The organism is Paenibacillus sp. FSL H8-0315, assembly GCF_038005365.1.
GTDB classification, from domain to species: Bacteria; Bacillota; Bacilli; order Paenibacillales; family Paenibacillaceae; genus Paenibacillus_AQ; species Paenibacillus_AQ odorifer.
Window position 1 is genome coordinate 1,492,830 of sequence record NZ_JBBOTA010000001.1, and the last position, 15,899, is coordinate 1,508,728.

Genomic DNA, 15,899 nt, shown 5'->3' on the forward strand with positions numbered 1-15,899 from the left:
AGCTGATGCAAGATTTCCTGCTATCTCATCTTTAATTCTATATAGATTAAGGGAAAATGTGTCCTTTAGCGCAAGGAAGATAGCCGTTCATATAGGCCAGCTACCTTCGTTTTAGATTAAGCTATTGTTTCCTATTAGAATGAATCAAGGCACTTTTTATGTATCTTTTTAGTTTATCCAACTTTTCTTAGGGAATCTACTTTCATATAGGCAGGACTATATCTTGACTCGTTATGAAATGCCTACTGCGAAGTTACTGAGTGGTAATCTCGAACTTCGTACCAGCATCTCCGGCGAAAACAATAGATCCTCCCGCGGGCAGTTCGACCTGATCCTTGCCACCGATGACACTGAAGTAGATGCATTTTCCCCTGGCATTATAAACAGCGAAGGAAGTGTTCGGGGACATGCTCACCTTAACGATCTTCCCCCTGTCCTTTTCGCTTATCGCATACCATTGGGCGTATCCGTCAGGCAGAATTGTAACGGTTGACATCTTAGTGAAGTTAAAAGGCTTCACGGCATCCTCGTTCACTAAGAGGATTTCACCCATCTTTAGGTACTCAACGCCGTCTTGTGTAAAGAACGTAAGACCTAAAAGATCTCGCCCGCTCATTCCCGGTATTTGCAATTCGGAGATGGCCGTATTCGGGCCGGTTATTCGCTTATCAAACACGTATCCAGGCAACTGTTTCGACACATTCAAGTTGATGGTTACCGATGTCAAATAAGAAATCGACGTATACTTCCCATTCAGCAGATAATACTTCTTGCCGTCGCGCTGCATCCATGCTTTTTTTGTCTTTGTCGAAAGATCTTGAGGCTGGAGCTTTTCCGCGTTGTACTCTGACAGAGCCGTCTGCCCAAGAGCTGGCACCGAAACGTATTGACGAATCCATAAGTAAGTGCGGCCATTCTTATTCGTCACAAAGCTGATCATCACTTTCCCATCCGCACTCTTAAACGTGCCGTCCGCGGAATACTCGTAGATCTGTACCGGGTTATCAGATGGCTGCTCCGAAGTAATGGACATGACGCCGCCTTCGTTAATATCGATGTTAAACGTTCCTATATACGTACCATAGATTCCCGAATACTGCAGCATGGATTCTGGCATATCAGCCTTTACCGGCACGCCGTAAGACTTCTCAGGCTTGATTTCAGCAATTATACCTTTCTCCTTCAGCGCCTGAAGTAGGATTTCGTTCGCCAAAAGCTGGTCGTACGTGCCGCTCCCACCGGAAGAGACAACAGCTACCGCCATCTCCTGCTCTGGAAGCACAACGAGTGACGCGTGATAGAGAGTGACGTCCCCGCCTTTGGTCAATGCCTTTATTCCGTATTCGCTGAACGGATACAGATTGACGCTGTCCCAGCCTAGACCGTATTCGATTGAGTTGTCCGCATCGTCAGGCCACAAAGGCATCTTGTACTCGTTTTGCGCCATGGCCGCAACCGATCTACCTGATAAGACTTCTTCCGCTTCCCCCGTGAAAATCGTTGAAAATCGAGCCAAATCCTCTGCCGTGGAATAGATACCTCCAGTCCCTATCATGTTAATCGTCTGGTTGGGAAGTTGTCCTATATAGTTATGATAATAGAGTCCCGCCATCTTCGCCGTGTCCGGAGAATCGAGCGGCGTCACCGTATTAGCCATACCCAGAGGTTCTGTAATATATCGATGGATATAAGAGGTAAAGTCCATGCCGCTGACCTGCTCGACCAAAATCTCGGCCAGCGTAAATCCGTCATTGCAGTAAACCGAATAAGCGCCCGGGTCTGCTTTCAAGGTCTGCTCGGACAGTTGCTTCAGCAGTGTGTCGTGGGCATAGGTGTCGTTATCTTCGAATAAATCGGCGTTCATCACCGATGATCCGTTCAGACCGGAAGAATGATTCAGCAGCATGCGCGCTGTAATCTGCTTATAGCGTGCATCCTTCATCGTAAACTCGGGGATATAATGGACAACCGGCGTATCAAGATCGATTTTCCCTTGATCGACCAACTGCATAACGGCAACCGTGGTAAACATTTTACTCGTCGAGGCGATCCCATACATCGTGTCTTTCGTGAGCGTCTTCTGTCCCTGCTCATCATTTCTGCCGGATTGGCCAGATACAACAATGTTGCCATGATCGATAAGGGCGTACTGTACACTGTTAGTATCGTAACCTTTCGTAAGGAGATCGGCTTTCTCATTTGCAGCTTTCATGGTTAATTCGTAGGTGAGCCCAGCTTCGTAAGAAGGCGAGTCCACTTCAATCGTTGACACGGTTATCGGAGCAGCACTTGACTCGATCACCTCAGTCGTATTCAGTCCTATTGCTATGTTCTGCGTCTCTGTCGCTTTGTTGTCGTCGCAGGAGGTTAACAGCAGAAGCAGACATAGCACAGCTAGCATTATCCATCGACTTTCCATCATTTGAACTCCCCTTCCGGAGTTTTGGTAGATATAACACTAAATTGGTATATTTATATATTAATGAAAAATTAGTATTTACGCAAAACTGCCCGTTAATTGAATAAAGGCAGCCGATCCACTGACCGGCTGCCTTATGTCATCATTTAGCTATCGCTATTCGATAGTTTAACAATCAAGATTTCTGCATGCCATGGCCACTTTTCTAATGTCTATGCTCAAGGATGTTGATAAGTTTGCCAAACGGATCGCGGACATAGAATCGCCGAACACCCCAAGGCTCATCAATAAGCCCATATTCTATCGGAAATCCAGCTTTCTTCATGCTTTCAAATGTAGCATCGACATCATCGACTTCAATTGATAGATCAGGCGTAGGCGTTTCTGAGCCACCCTGTGAGGCAAAACTAATCTGAATGCTCATCTCCTCGTCTAAACCATAAGTTCTAATCCAACCATGATCCATCATTAAATCAAGACCGAGCACATCCTCGTAGAAGCATTTAGCTGCCGCGATATCCTTCGTGTTTATATTGGCGACGATTCGTTTGACCTTCATTTCAAACCTCCCAGACAGAAATAGATTATCCTTGAATATAGAATGCATTCAACATATAACAGTTAATTCTAGCCTCGACGTTCCTGACCTTTATTTATCCATATTTAGCTGCGGAGGCTCACCGAGCAGAAAACACCAGAAAACACCCGAAGAGCTGGCATTAAGTCTGGTTACGAAATCTCCGTACTAACCACCTCAACACAAGAAGCACCACGATTCCGCAAATGGTATAACTGATTGGGCGAATAAATTGCTCAACGATACCCCAGTTGTCACCTAAGCGGTATCCCAGATAGATCAAAGCTAAGTTCCACGGGGTACAGCCGAGTGCTGTAAATGTTATGAATCTCCAAGCTTTCATTCCACCAACCCCTGCGGGCAATGAGATAAAAGTACGAATAAAGGGCAACATACGAGTAAAAAATACGGTACTCTCGCCATAACGCTCGAACCAACGCTCCGATTGCTCCAAATGATGCTCATTCAAGAGAATATATTTTCCGTATTTCTCTAATAACCGGCGTCCACCTGCCTTACCAATATAGTAGGCAATGATGGAACCCAGTAGGTTTCCGAATATCCCAGCGACAGCAACTTCCATAAAAGTAAGCGAGCCTTGCGCAATCAGCCAGCCACCGCTGAGCATAATCACTTCACTGGGAATGGGGATACAGGCACTCTCTAGAATCATCCCTAACCATATGCCCCAAATACCCATAGAATTAACAAGATGAAGCGCGGATTCAGATATCCACGTAAATAGTTGATGCATGAGTGTTCACTCCGCTTCATAAATTTTACTATTCCTTAAGAAAGTCTCGTTATAATTGAACAAAAAACGGGGGGAAAACAAAATAATGATGAAATTCAATATACACAAATTTTTGTATGGCATATTCGTTATAGCCGCTATCTTGCTGATGTTCCCTAAATTTTCTTACAATGATCCCGATACCTTCTGGCATATAGAGCTAGGACAATATATGATCGGGCACGGACAAGTTCTACATCATGCCATACATACTTTTTACGGAGATAAGCTGCCCTACGTCCCTCATGAATTCGGATTCCAACTGCTCGTTGCCCCGCTTTATGCAGCTTTTGGATGGCCGGGTGTGTATATTTTGACCGCTGTATGCTTGTTCTTTTTAGTGCTCGGATTGCTTCGGCTGGGTAAGGTTTCACGCAAAGAACTGGGACTTCAAGAAGACCATGTTCTCCTGCTCCCTTTTGTGCTGCTAATTTCTTGCTGGATTTATTATAATTATTTCAAAGGCCGTCCACAGATGATCTCTTCGTTTATGATTGTCTGGTTTTTCGTATATTTACGTGAATATCAAATGAGTTCTCAAAAGAAATATGCCGCTGCGATGATTGCTCTTTCTATTGCCATTGCCAATTTTCATGCAGGAGTATGGCTTGTAATTGCTGTATTTACAGGGATGGCTCTGCTTGAATCCTTGATCCAAAAAACGCTGAATGGGCGTAAAATCATAGTCTTCAGTCTCGTCTGGTTCGTTGGCATTCTAAATCCAGGCGGCGTAAAAAGTCTCTTGTTTATTTTGACAGTTACGAAGAAAAACTTTAACCTGCTGATCAATGAATGGCAGCCGATTCGGTTCAATAGCTTGGAGAATTTGCCCATCTTACTATTGCTTTTGTTCTTTGCCTGCACACTTCCTTTTGCACTCCAGCGTAAACCGTTCCGTTTTTTTCTTATGCTTGGGATTCTATACCTCGGTGTATCAAACTTCAAGCAAAACCTGTTTATGTGGCTGTTCATCCCCTATTTTGCGGCTGTATTTTTTGATGCGCTTCCTGAATTCACCAAAACAGGTATTCTAGTCCGACAAAGTACATTACGAGGGTTACTGGCAGTTGGCCTGCTGCTAAACATTGCTTATCTATTCCTTGTACCACCAGTTATTGACGCCAAAAAATATCCTGTCGATGAAATGGACTATATTCTACAGCATACATCTGAAGGTACACGTCCCAAAGTTCTCGCCCACTACGGTTCATCCGGCTATGTCATGTTTCGAGGGGGAGATGTGTTATGTGATGGCAGACAAGATCCCTTCGTGACAAAAGATTCTCTTGGCGTATTGGGTTGGACTGCTTTTGAACGCTCGATGCACGGATTCTCTGAATACCTTCCCGAGATCGTTAAATACGATCAGCCCGATTATGTAATTACGAGCAAAAAGGTCTCATATAAACTACTCAAGGAATGGACACAAAAATTCGGTCAGCCCGTATTTACGGGGACCTATGGCAGTGTCTTCTCGTTTATCCCAGAGTAATGATCCGGCACATTAATTCCTCACTCTGTAGAACGCAAAAAAACGCTGACCTGAGGCAATCTAGCCTATAGTCACCGATCCGCAAATAAGTATTCTGATTAATAACATCCGCATGGTAAGGATATACATAATTACGACAAATAAGAAAAATAAGTTAGTAAAATATCAAATCTAGCGTTGATTGTTCCTAAATTGTATAGTATTTTATGGAAGAAAGGTAATTTAAAAGAAGGGAGGAATTAAAAATGGACAAGATGTGTATGGAAATGATGATGAACATGTGTATGGATGATATGATGTCTAAGATGAACTGTATGAAGATGGGCATGGAAAAAATGTCTGAAATGGGCATGATGGATATGAACATGGATATGATGATGAAAAAAATGCAGGACTGCGATGAAATGATGACTATGTGTATGACAATGATGCGCGAAGGAATGCAAATGTCTAAGTAGCCTATAGACCATCGTAAGTTTGGCAGAGCAGACTAACTGCATGCCTTTTTTTATTTTCTATTTATTATTACAATGTGAGCTTAAATTATATCCTGATATATCTACTCTGAATCTTCTTCGATAGATTAATCCGTTCCTGCTTTAACTCCCAGATTTTCTCTTTCCACCGATACTGCTCTACTGGATCCGCACTTTCCCTCAGCTTATTAAATAAATCCATTAATATTGCATTTATATCGTCGAATTGAATCCACAGCTCGTTCACACTTTGTTCTGTTGTCTCAGCATGAGAATTCTTACTCAGCTTATTCAAACGATCTATGATGTCAGCTTGCCACTGTCCATCGTTAATTGCTTTGGCGTAGTTTAGAAGATCCAGATAATCATCGACAGACATTTTCACCGACTCCTTATTCTGTGTATACCCAGTATTATACTCGGCATTATAGAAATTGCAATAGTCTATCTGTAGAAAAGGCATCTTCTCAGATGCCCCCGCAATGTTATTCCCAATCCGTTACTGGATTTTCCCGCCTTCAACGACAAGCTCATCAGTATATCCTTCACCGTAAATTTCATTTAAGGTTTCTTTGTAGGCTTGATGGATAAATTGTTCTTTACCAAGGGTATCAAGTTCTGTATTAATCCAGTCCAGCAATTCCTTATTCCCCTTTGCCACTGCTGGAGCTATTGTATCCTGACCCCCGAAAGCAGGAATGCTGACCGTAAATCCAGGATTTGATTTAGCCCAAGCAATGAGTTCTGTATTATCGTTAGCGATTGCCGCCCCCCGACCATCTTTAAGCGCTGCAAAAATCTCGGTGTACTGATCGAATTTGAGCAATTCAATATCCGGATATTCTTTGGTAAAATAGGTTTCCGCTGTCGTACCTTTAGCTACAATGAGCTTTTGCTTGTTCCCTTTTAATTGATCAATGGAAGTGATTGGAGCACTGTCTGGGGATACGATCCCAAAGGATAATTTCATGTACGCATTAGCAAAATCCACTTTTTCTTTTCTTTCCTCGGTGACCGTAAAGTTAGCCATAATGATATCAACCTTACCGGATTCAAGATAAGCCACGCGGCTGGCAGCATCAACTAACACAAATTCAACCTTCGAGTCATCCCCTAGCAGATCCTTGGCAAAGCGTTTGGCAATATACACATCAAATCCTTGGTTTTTACCCTCAGCGTCCACATAACCAAAAGGTGGTTTGTCTGCAAATACGCCGATCTTAATCTTCCCTTTCTTCTTTAGCTGTTCAATAGAAGTGAATTTAGAAGATACTGAGTTTCCGTTGTTATCCGAACTATTTCCGCAAGCAGCCAATCCCATCAATAATATACTTACACCTACCAGCATCGTTAGCCATTTCAAACTTTTCTTCATTTCTCTTCCTCTCCTATTTCTATAATTTTTCGTACTGAAATATATCCAGAAAATGCTGGGCACGTTCTGTCGCAGGGTGGGTAAAAAATTGTTGCGGGGCAGCGATCTCACATATCTTGCCTTGATCCATAAACACGATCCGATCCCCAACCGATTTGGCAAACCCCATTTCATGAGTCACGATGATCATCGTCATTCCTTGCTGAGCAAGCCCTAAGATCACATCAAGCACTTCCCGAACCATTTCCGGATCCAAGGATGCTGTCACTTCATCAAATAACATAATCTCCGGATTCATACATAAAGCTCTTACTATAGCTATTCTCTGCTTTTGTCCACCGGAAAGCTGGCGTGGATAGTCCAGTTTACGCTCAAGCAGCCCAACCCGCTCTAAGAGCTGTTCCGCTTGCTGCGTTGCTTCTTTAAGCTCTCTCTTTTGTACTTTCAGAGGGCCTAGAAGAATGTTATCCATAACCGTCATATGCGGGAATAACTCATAATTTTGAAAGACCATTCCGATATGCTGCCTAACTTCACGCCAATCTACAGCAGCCCCCGCGAGGTTCTGCCCACGATATTGTATCGCCCCTTCCTGAACCGGTTCCAAACCGTTAAGACAACGCAGGAACGTACTTTTTCCACAGCCAGAGGGACCGAGAATAACGATTACTTCTCCTTTTTCGACCTGCAATTCAATGCTGTCCAGAACCTTTCGCTCTCCAAAATATTTGTGTAATTGTGTAACCTCCAGCAGGAGTTCTCCGGAATCTGCCATTACAACCGTTCCTTCCTAAGCCTTAATTTTGCCATCTGCTTTCAACTTTTTTCGAAAGTCTGGATAACGGAAAACATACAGAAAAATATAATATAAAGATAAAGCCGTATACCCAGAATGAAGCGGTGGGCGCTTTTATCACGCCGAGTTCAATGATCTGCTGCCCGATCTTTACCACCTCAATCACTCCAATCAGCACCACCAGTGATGTTGTCTTGATCATTCGTGTGGCAAGATTAATCATTCCCGGCAGCATTCTGCGTACAGCCTGCGGGATCAAAATATGCCGATAAAGTTGACTGCTGCTCAGACCTAGCGCCCTAGCAGATTCCACCTGATGTTTTGGCATAGATTGCAAAGCTCCACGAACAAGATCCCCAATCTCCGCAGCTCCCCATAAGCTGAACACCAATATAGAGGTAGCCTCCCCGCTGATATCGATATGAAGTAATGGAGAGAAACTGAAATGTACTACATACAGCCACACTAGAATCGGAATAATTCTAAAGGTCTCCAAATAAAGACGTAATATAAACCTTAATGGCCTCGATCCCAGCGTCCGGAGCAATCCCATAACGATCCCTAATAACGTACCGATTCCAATAGAGAGAAATGAAATTTCAATCGTTACAAGTAAGCCCCCTAATAATCGTTCGAAATTAGAACCTTCAAAAAGCACCTCAATCCCCGAATTCTGCATATCTCACCTTCCTTTCCACCCAAGTCAATAAAAGCGATAAGGGCAGGACTAACACCAAATAGGCGAGTACCAGAAGGAGCAGAGACTCCGCTGTTTTGTAATGCATGCCGATCAAGTCTTTTGCCACATTCATCAAATCCATTAAAGCAATGGCACCTACAATAGAGGTCTCCTTCAGCAGAAAGATCGCATTTGCCCCTAAAGAAGGAATACTTATCGCAAAGGCTTGGGGAAAAATAACATATCTGACCAGCTGCAGCTTAGACAGTCCAATGCTCTGACCTGATTCAATCTGCGTTTGGCTAACTGCCTCGAACCCACTTCGAAAAGCCTCCGTCATATAGCTCCCGCCCAAAAATGTCATGCCTACAATCGCACAGGTCATTTCACTAAAGTGAATTCCGATCTTAGGTAAGCCATAGTAAAGAAAAAAGAGCTGCACAAGTAAAGGGGTGTTCCGTGAAAGCTCAATGTAGATCTTAATAACATCACTGACGATTTTGACCTTATAGTACAAGACGATACTGAACAGTAATCCAATAAGGAGTGAGAATACAATAGCTAACAACGCTAGCTTCACTGTCAGCCACATCGCCTCACCATAAAGCGGCAAACTCTCGTAGATAAACTCCCAGTCTAAATTCATATCTGAGTAACCCGATCCCCTTTTCTTAATTTCTAATAATTATCAAAATCTTACATTAAACCTTACGCGTGGTGATATGATTTTATTCATACTATTCCAAGTAAATAACTACGTTTTAAAACTCTTGTATAGTAGTCCACAAAAAAAAACCGCTAAGAGATTAGTCTTAGCAGTTTCTTTGTCCTATAGGATAAACCTTGCCCCACCCTAACATCCCACTACCAATAGCCTCGGATGCCGGTCTGCAAGCGGATCAGCGCTTCCAAATAATAATAATCTCCCCAAATCATATGACCATCAGGCACACGTCCACCTCTCACATGATAAGAACCATGCTTTAGAAGTCCCTCTGCTTCCGGATTTCCAGATGTCGCATAATCTTCCACTAGGGATTTCATACTACGGTGTAAAGCAACTTCATAAAAGGCCCGGTCCGGATCGTCTACGCCTAGGTGATCGAGCAGTTCCAAAAGACCGGCTGCAGCAATCGCCGAAGCCGAGCTGTCGCGAGGGGTCTCCGCTCCCACTGGCACATCGAAATCCCAATAAGCCACACTATCCTCCGGTAGATGGCTGATAAAATAATCCGCTAGGCTCTTAGAAGTCTTAAGAAAATCCTCATTCTGCGTATAGCGATACGCCAGAGCAAAACCGTATATTCCCCAAGCTTGACCACGTGTCCAGGTCGATCCGTCCTCATAACCTTGATGTGTTCCTCCACGAATTGCATTTCCGGTAGCCGGATCAAAATAAAAAGTATGGTAAGAGGAGGCATCCCCACGCACAAGAAATTTCCGGCTCTTAAACGCATGTTCGAGCGCTATTTCATAATAGCGCTTATCTCCTGTTTCCTCCGCTGCCCAGAATAATAGAGGTAAATTCATCAAGCAGTCAATAATGATACGTCCCGCATTCTCCGGGTCACTCTCCAGTCCCCAGGCCTGAAGAATCCCTGCTGGTTCACGCCAGCGCTTGCACAGCGTGTCCGCAGCTTGCAGACCGACAGCTCGCGCCGCTTCGCTGCCCGTTATTTTCCACTCCGCTACTGCGGTCAGTGTATACAAGAAACCAATGTCATGATGGTCCAGGGCGATGTGCTGATCCAGACGATGCTTGAAGTCCCCTAACCAAGAGGCTGCCGCCTCCTTATAGCATGAATCCTTACTATATTCATAAGCAAGCCACATCATCCCAACATAGAAACCTTCTATCCAGTCGTCGTTGTCTCCCCATTCGTACTGTTGCCCCTCAGCGATATGAGGCAGTTTGCCCGGATGGTTAGCCATATTGCTCCCAACTTTGTGAATCGCATCCTCAATAGCCTTATTCCACATCTTTGTTTCTCCCTTCCCTTAAATCAACAGTATGCAAAAGTGTATCGTTACTAGGTTCGTATACAGCAACCCTTCCGTCCGAGTGCCATTGAATAAGCGGCGGTGAAGCAAGACTTGCCTGGTTCTCCGGAGTATTCGTCGCTCCGAAGACAGCAGATATCAATACTTGATCTCCCGGTTCCAGTCTGGAGTACAAGCTCGGAAGAAGTGTCCGCGGCTTCAGCAGATTGGTATTTGGCTCGGGATATACGCACTCTCCCCGATCAAAGCCGCTTAGCCTATGTATGGCACTGATTCCCCAGGGCAGCTGCACCGAAACAGCAGTGTTCGATACCTTAATGATTTCCCGTTCACTGTGCGAGAAGCCAGCTGACTGGCCAATGGCAAATCCACCCTCCGCTACATCCAGCCGCCGGGCAGTATGAATGCTGTGAACACGAACATGCCATAGACCTGCCGGAATAATCCATGTCTCCACATGTACATCACTCCAGGGATGCCAGCGGGAATATACATAGCTGTCCCCGATTTCCCAGGTCTCGCAGAATCTGCGTACCCGATAGTGTTCATCACATTCGCATAGTGCGAGTGTAGAATCGTAAGCGCCTTGAACCAACCCGTAACCCGCTTTCGGGACACTAAAACCAAACAGAGTGGAATATGCAAATTTAGAATATTTGGCTGCACTATGGGCCATATCAAAGTTAGCCATCTGGCCAGAGGTATAGGCAATAACCTGCCTGTTTCCTTCCGGACGACTCACAAGCATTCGCGCCTCTTGGAGAGCCCGTACCTCTTTCAAAATAGGCAACGGCTCTTCCTCCGCCTGCCAAAAAGGATGATCATCTGGCAAGGCAAGAATAAGCATAGCTTTAAAGGCCCAATACGGAGATCCGGGGGCGTTGTAGTTCTCTGTCATGACTAGATTCGGATAAGCATATCCGATGCTAAGCAGTCCGTCTAATCCCATAATAGGTTGTTCAAACCACCAACGAAAATGGCGCATAATGATTCCTTTAAGAACGCCATATGAAAAAGGAACCATATCTGCATACACCAGCGCACTCCAGAATGAAACCTGTGCAAAACGATAGGTCAGGCTACGACCAAAAGGAAGTGCGCTTCCGTCCTCAGCGAACCAATAAATGAAATCCTCGGCAAATCGTGCGGATCTTTCCCGATAAACAGCAGCTCTCTGAGGATCATCATCCGCCATCAGCTTAGCGTATATCAGCGTATAATAATGCATAGCAAAAGCAATATAATAGTCCCTCTGATCGGTCAATCCATCGGAATACCAACCGTCACCAAGATAGTAATTATCGATCTGCGCTAGATAATCATCCATTATGCTCTGATCATAAGGTAATCCGACTTTCTTGAAGCCCACATTCACAAGAACCGTGAACATCAGCCAGTTATTCGGATTGGAACGATCCACATGATTAATCTGATTTAGCCAGTTATATACATTCATTTTCTGCGTGTCGCTCAGCGGCTCCCACATTTTATGTGGTGCAAGAGCAAGCCCCAGTCCCAACACGGCCTGCTCTACCATACGCTGATCTTTGGTAGTAAATTGCCCCCAATATTCTTCATGCTCCGGGTCTGTTCCGTTGATGATCCCTTCCAGAAACATCGGCCAGAGTGCACTTTCCCCTCCACCGCTGGCATGGGGAACAAGGCCCCATAGAGGACGGGCGAAAGCTTCCATAAGCGCTGTAGCTTCATTGTATATCGATCCTGTAGCGCCCATATTAATTCCTGCACAACCAGAGGTAAATCTGCGCTCCAGTGGAGTATATAGTTCATTTAGGAACATCTGTAATTCATTTTTAGTGCCCTTTATTCCCACAGCAATGTTTCCTCCTGTCCACACTCAATGCCAAGCGGCATATTCACTAGGCCTCATGCCCATTTCCCGTTTAAACAGCTTGATGAAATAACTTTTGTTGGCATATCCCAGATACTCGGAGATCTCTTCCACTGTCTTTTCAGATTGGTTAAGCAGCTCCTTTGCCTTCTGAAGCTTTAGCATATTTACATATTCGATGAAGTTCTGGTTTGTTTCCCGTTTGAATAAGCGGCTGAAATAACTGGCATTTAAGTTAAGGCGGCCTGCCATGTCCTCCAGCGTTATTTTCTCCGTCACATGACTAATCACGAACTGCTGGGCTTTGATGACCTCACTCCGTTTAGACTTGATGGAGAACATACTTATTTTCCGCGCTAATTCCTCCAAGTACTGCACCAGCCATTGTTCCAAATGCTCCAGAGTTTCAATGTCACCAACCACGCTAAAAAGCTTTTCTTCGGTTATAGGCAATGGAGATTGCAGAAGCTGTTTCGTCTTCATCTGCAAGTCCATCAGCAAGCGAAGCACACATTCCTTGACTTCATTCGGATGGAATTTTTGCGAGGCCACCCATTCCCTCCATTCCTTTACATGAACGCGAAGCTCCGTGTTCCTGTTCAAGGCAATATCATCATTGATAACAGCGTATAAGGTTCCATATTCAGCATAAATATCTTCTCCGGAAAAGCAGACTTCTTCAAAACGGTGGATTCCCGCCGCAGGGAGATAAAAGCGCTGTATTTTCTCCCTCAGCATCCGCTGCAATGTTCCACGAATTTCCTCAGGACTGCGCGCCTCAGCGCCAAATAAGCAAGAGACAGAGAGTTTAAGATATTTTTGAACCGCAGAGGCTGCATTTTGAATGGAGTGATAGATAGCCTGGTGATCTTTGGAAGGCTGGTCGCTGCAAAAGAGAATGACAATCTCCTTATGGCTGTATCTCGAAATAAACAGACTGTGATCAGCCTCAAGCACTTCCTGCATAATATTCTCAACCGCAAAAGAAATCGTATATTCACTCATCCGGCGCACCCTTGAAGCTTCCTCTGGACGATCAATTACAATAACCAGCGGGATATAGTTTTTGGCATGGATCATAATTCCGTTTGATCGGGCCTGCTCGATCCAAGCCCCCTTATCCCAGGATTGATACAAGGTATCTTTTAGAAACTTTTCCTTCAGCGCGGCGCGATTTTGAGACTGCTTTTGCTTATAAACCAGCATCTCTGTATGCTGCTGCCTATTCAGTCCCACTTCCGCCACAAGGGTGCTAATCGCTTGCTGTAACTGCTCAATATCCAGTGATTCTTTTAAAATATATTCTCCTACGTTTAATTTCAGCGCTTGCTGGGCGTATTTGAATTCGTTGTGGCAGGAGAGAATAATCGCACGGATTCCGGGCTGCACAGCTCTGAATAGCTCCAGCATCTCCAGCCCGTTCATCTTGGGCATGCCAATATCGGTAATAATAAGATCTGGTGGACTCTGCTGTGCTTTTTCCCAAGCCTCGAGACCGCTATAATAACATCCGATGAGTTCAATACCGAGCTCACTCCAAGGTACGGCCTGCGACAAATAACGGATAACCGGATAGTCATCATCCACCAATATTGCCGTCAGCATTCTCCACACCCACCTTTCCGTAATCCAGAGGAAACTCCAGACAAATCTCTGTGCCCACATCAGGTTCACTTTGAATATTCAGCTTAAAAGAAGCGCCATAAATCATACTGAGGCGTTGGGCCACATTGCGTAAACCTATGCCGGAGAACCCTTTTCTGTCCTCCTCTGTAATTTGTTCGCTGCTGTATGCGGTTTCACGAAGTCTTGTTAAAGTTTCCGGCGACATCCCGATCCCATTATCCTTAATGGTGATAACCAAGCTTCCCGTAGTTGCAACAATACGAGCTTCAATAAAAATCTCGCCACCAAACTGCTCGAAGCCATGGATGATGGCATTCTCGATCATGGGTTGAATCATAAATCGAGGCACCAGTGCTTCAGCGCTACCGTCCGCTAAATTCATTTCCAGCCTGACCTGATTGGCATGGCGGAAATTCATTAAAGTGACATAATGCGATATCGTATCTGTCTCCTCACGAAGCGGGATAAACTCATTGTCCCTGTTAAAGGTCATCCGGAGCAAAGACGACAGCGAACCAATCAACTCAGCATTCTCCCGATCGCCTTGCATCAGGATATTTAAGCGAATCGAATTCAGCAGATTAAACATAAAATGTGGATTGATCTGCGCTTGCAGCATCTCTAGTTCGGCTTTTCTTTTTCCCGTCTGTTCATAAGTGATTTGTTCAATCATAGACTCGATCCGATCCAGCATCTGGTCAATAGTGCGGGCGAGCTGTGCTGCCTCATTATTCCCTCGAATGAACGAACGTTCATCCAACTGACCACGACCTATTCGCTTTACAAAAGCGCTTAATTTTACGATTGGCTGAGTCAGCTTTGAGATTAGAACGGTTAAGAGAACGGAAAACAAGGTAAAGAAAAGAATCTGCACCGCCAGGCTGATAAATAAAATCTGCTTATTTTTCGACAAGGCTGCCTTCAGCGGAATAATGCTGACCATCCGCCATTTGTTACTGCTCAGCTCCTGATCAACATATAAAAACTTCTCTCCGTCGATTTCCACAGTGTCAAGCTCGCCATCCATTTTCAACCACGTCATCGTCTCTCCGATTCGGGCCTTGTCAGCATGGGAAACTACAGTTCCCTTGTCATCCAAAAGCATCATCTCTTTATCATTATCGTTATTTAGATAAGGACGGAGCTTACGCTCATTGATATTAATAATTAAATATCCGATGGTACTGCTGGAGGTCGATTGAATCGGCCTCGCAATGGTTACCCAATCAGCTGAGCCTTTATCAGAATAATTGTAGTACGTATCGTGCTCCGCTCTCCAATAAGTCGAAATGGGTTGAATTTGTTTCAGCAACGATGTCCAATTTTTGTTGTAGAAATTTTTCGGGTTAAAGTCACTGTAAGGATAGCTGGTATAAATCAAACCATTTTTTCCGATTAACGTCACCTTCAAATATTCTGTTAAAACAAACATATCATCCAGCATCCGCGACATACGGTTATACTGAATGATTTGCTTTGGTGCACGGAGCGACTCTGAATCGGCAGACATCATCTGCCTGATCTCGCTGTTCTGGAGCACAAAGTTGGACTGTTCCAGTGTCTGTTCAAATATGGCATTCATATTGGCGCTGGCTGCATTTAAAGATTCTCTTGCGCTACCAACCGCTTTCTCCAGAATGAGATCCCGGGTCAAATAATCTGTAACCATGTAAATGCAGACAAGCGGGATCAGCACGCAGATCAGCGATGACCAGACAAGTTTCTTACGGAGGGATTGATGCTTTCTAAACACGGATTACAGGCCCCACATCTGTTTGAATTTGGAGCAGGAGGCAGAAATGCTTTCCTGCCC

The 15,899-nt window shown here is 44.5% G+C and carries 14 protein-coding genes; 2 read left to right on the plus strand and 12 right to left on the minus strand.

The window, feature by feature from the left end; all coding sequences use genetic code 11:
- Positions 1–253: 253 nt before the first annotated feature.
- The 3 genes from MHB56_RS06545 to MHB56_RS06555 all read right to left on the minus strand — a co-directional run bounded on the left by MHB56_RS06545 (position 254) and on the right by MHB56_RS06555 (position 3,750).
- On the minus strand, positions 254–2,422 hold the full coding sequence (locus MHB56_RS06545) for a serine hydrolase domain-containing protein (RefSeq protein ID WP_081387971.1): 2,169 nt from the start codon (positions 2,420–2,422) through the stop codon (positions 254–256).
- Positions 2,423–2,624: 202 nt separating this feature from the next.
- Complete coding sequence (locus MHB56_RS06550) at positions 2,625–2,978, minus strand: VOC family protein (RefSeq protein WP_076310136.1); 354 nt, start codon at positions 2,976–2,978, stop codon at positions 2,625–2,627.
- Positions 2,979–3,138: 160 nt separating this feature from the next.
- Positions 3,139–3,750 (minus strand): DedA family protein, encoded by a 612-nt coding sequence (locus MHB56_RS06555; protein WP_341143401.1) that lies wholly within the window; start codon positions 3,748–3,750, stop codon positions 3,139–3,141.
- Between the two features lie 85 nt (positions 3,751–3,835).
- On the opposite strand from MHB56_RS06555, the gene MHB56_RS06560 reads away from it, so the two are divergent.
- Positions 3,836–5,281, plus strand: a complete 1,446-nt coding sequence (locus MHB56_RS06560; RefSeq protein WP_340010907.1) for a hypothetical protein — start codon at positions 3,836–3,838, stop codon at positions 5,279–5,281.
- Positions 5,282–5,526: 245 nt separating this feature from the next.
- On the plus strand, positions 5,527–5,739 hold the full coding sequence (locus MHB56_RS06565; protein WP_038572647.1) for a hypothetical protein: 213 nt from the start codon (positions 5,527–5,529) through the stop codon (positions 5,737–5,739).
- A gap of 85 nt (positions 5,740–5,824) precedes the next feature.
- Here MHB56_RS06565 and MHB56_RS06570 read toward each other — a convergent pair whose 3' ends face one another.
- The 9 genes from MHB56_RS06570 to MHB56_RS06610 form a co-directional block, all read right to left on the minus strand.
- The gene (locus MHB56_RS06570) at positions 5,825–6,136 is read right to left on the minus strand and encodes a hypothetical protein (RefSeq protein WP_076279284.1); all 312 of its coding nucleotides are present in this window, start codon (positions 6,134–6,136) and stop codon (positions 5,825–5,827) included.
- A 120-nt stretch (positions 6,137–6,256) separates the two neighbouring features.
- Complete coding sequence (locus MHB56_RS06575) at positions 6,257–7,132, minus strand: cysteine ABC transporter substrate-binding protein (protein ID WP_341143402.1); 876 nt, start codon at positions 7,130–7,132, stop codon at positions 6,257–6,259.
- A gap of 19 nt (positions 7,133–7,151) precedes the next feature.
- On the minus strand, positions 7,152–7,907 hold the full coding sequence (locus tag MHB56_RS06580; RefSeq protein WP_076130268.1) for an amino acid ABC transporter ATP-binding protein: 756 nt from the start codon (positions 7,905–7,907) through the stop codon (positions 7,152–7,154).
- 22 nt (positions 7,908–7,929) lie between these two features.
- A complete protein-coding gene (locus MHB56_RS06585) occupies positions 7,930–8,607 on the minus strand; it encodes an amino acid ABC transporter permease (protein WP_076130269.1) in 678 nt (225 codons plus the stop codon).
- The gene (locus MHB56_RS06590) at positions 8,588–9,253 is read right to left on the minus strand and encodes an amino acid ABC transporter permease (RefSeq protein WP_340010914.1); all 666 of its coding nucleotides are present in this window, start codon (positions 9,251–9,253) and stop codon (positions 8,588–8,590) included. Before MHB56_RS06590 ends, MHB56_RS06585 begins: the two co-directional genes overlap by 20 nt.
- 218 nt (positions 9,254–9,471) lie before the next feature.
- Positions 9,472–10,587 carry a glycoside hydrolase family 88 protein gene (locus MHB56_RS06595; RefSeq protein WP_076304642.1) on the minus strand — a complete coding sequence of 372 codons (1,116 nt, stop codon included), beginning with the start codon at positions 10,585–10,587 and terminating at the stop codon, positions 9,472–9,474.
- The gene (locus MHB56_RS06600; protein ID WP_341143403.1) at positions 10,577–12,442 is read right to left on the minus strand and encodes a DUF2264 domain-containing protein; all 1,866 of its coding nucleotides are present in this window, start codon (positions 12,440–12,442) and stop codon (positions 10,577–10,579) included. The genes MHB56_RS06595 and MHB56_RS06600 overlap by 11 nt, the downstream gene beginning before the upstream one ends.
- Positions 12,443–12,466: 24 nt before the next feature.
- Complete coding sequence (locus tag MHB56_RS06605) at positions 12,467–14,065, minus strand: response regulator transcription factor (protein WP_076194771.1); 1,599 nt, start codon at positions 14,063–14,065, stop codon at positions 12,467–12,469.
- Positions 14,040–15,839 carry a cache domain-containing sensor histidine kinase gene (locus MHB56_RS06610; RefSeq protein WP_076186923.1) on the minus strand — a complete coding sequence of 600 codons (1,800 nt, stop codon included), beginning with the start codon at positions 15,837–15,839 and terminating at the stop codon, positions 14,040–14,042. The genes MHB56_RS06605 and MHB56_RS06610 overlap by 26 nt, the downstream gene beginning before the upstream one ends.
- Positions 15,840–15,899 lie beyond the last annotated feature (60 nt).

Excerpts from the sequence above, each read along its gene's own strand:
- MHB56_RS06545 (WP_081387971.1), bottom strand. The coding sequence starts at position 2,422 with ATGATGGAAAGTCGATGGATAATGCTAGCTGTGCTATGTCTGCTTCTG.
- MHB56_RS06550 (WP_076310136.1), bottom strand. The coding sequence starts at position 2,978 with ATGAAGGTCAAACGAATCGTCGCCAATATAAACACGAAGGATATCGCG.
- MHB56_RS06555 (WP_341143401.1), bottom strand. The coding sequence starts at position 3,750 with ATGCATCAACTATTTACGTGGATATCTGAATCCGCGCTTCATCTTGTT.
- MHB56_RS06560 (WP_340010907.1), top strand. The coding sequence starts at position 3,836 with ATGATGAAATTCAATATACACAAATTTTTGTATGGCATATTCGTTATA.
- MHB56_RS06565 (WP_038572647.1), top strand. The coding sequence starts at position 5,527 with ATGGACAAGATGTGTATGGAAATGATGATGAACATGTGTATGGATGAT.
- MHB56_RS06570 (WP_076279284.1), bottom strand. The coding sequence starts at position 6,136 with ATGTCTGTCGATGATTATCTGGATCTTCTAAACTACGCCAAAGCAATT.
- MHB56_RS06575 (WP_341143402.1), bottom strand. The coding sequence starts at position 7,132 with ATGAAGAAAAGTTTGAAATGGCTAACGATGCTGGTAGGTGTAAGTATA.
- MHB56_RS06580 (WP_076130268.1), bottom strand. The coding sequence starts at position 7,907 with ATGGCAGATTCCGGAGAACTCCTGCTGGAGGTTACACAATTACACAAA.
- MHB56_RS06585 (WP_076130269.1), bottom strand. The coding sequence starts at position 8,607 with ATGCAGAATTCGGGGATTGAGGTGCTTTTTGAAGGTTCTAATTTCGAA.
- MHB56_RS06590 (WP_340010914.1), bottom strand. The coding sequence starts at position 9,253 with ATGAATTTAGACTGGGAGTTTATCTACGAGAGTTTGCCGCTTTATGGT.
- MHB56_RS06595 (WP_076304642.1), bottom strand. The coding sequence starts at position 10,587 with ATGTGGAATAAGGCTATTGAGGATGCGATTCACAAAGTTGGGAGCAAT.
- MHB56_RS06605 (WP_076194771.1), bottom strand. The coding sequence starts at position 14,065 with ATGCTGACGGCAATATTGGTGGATGATGACTATCCGGTTATCCGTTAT.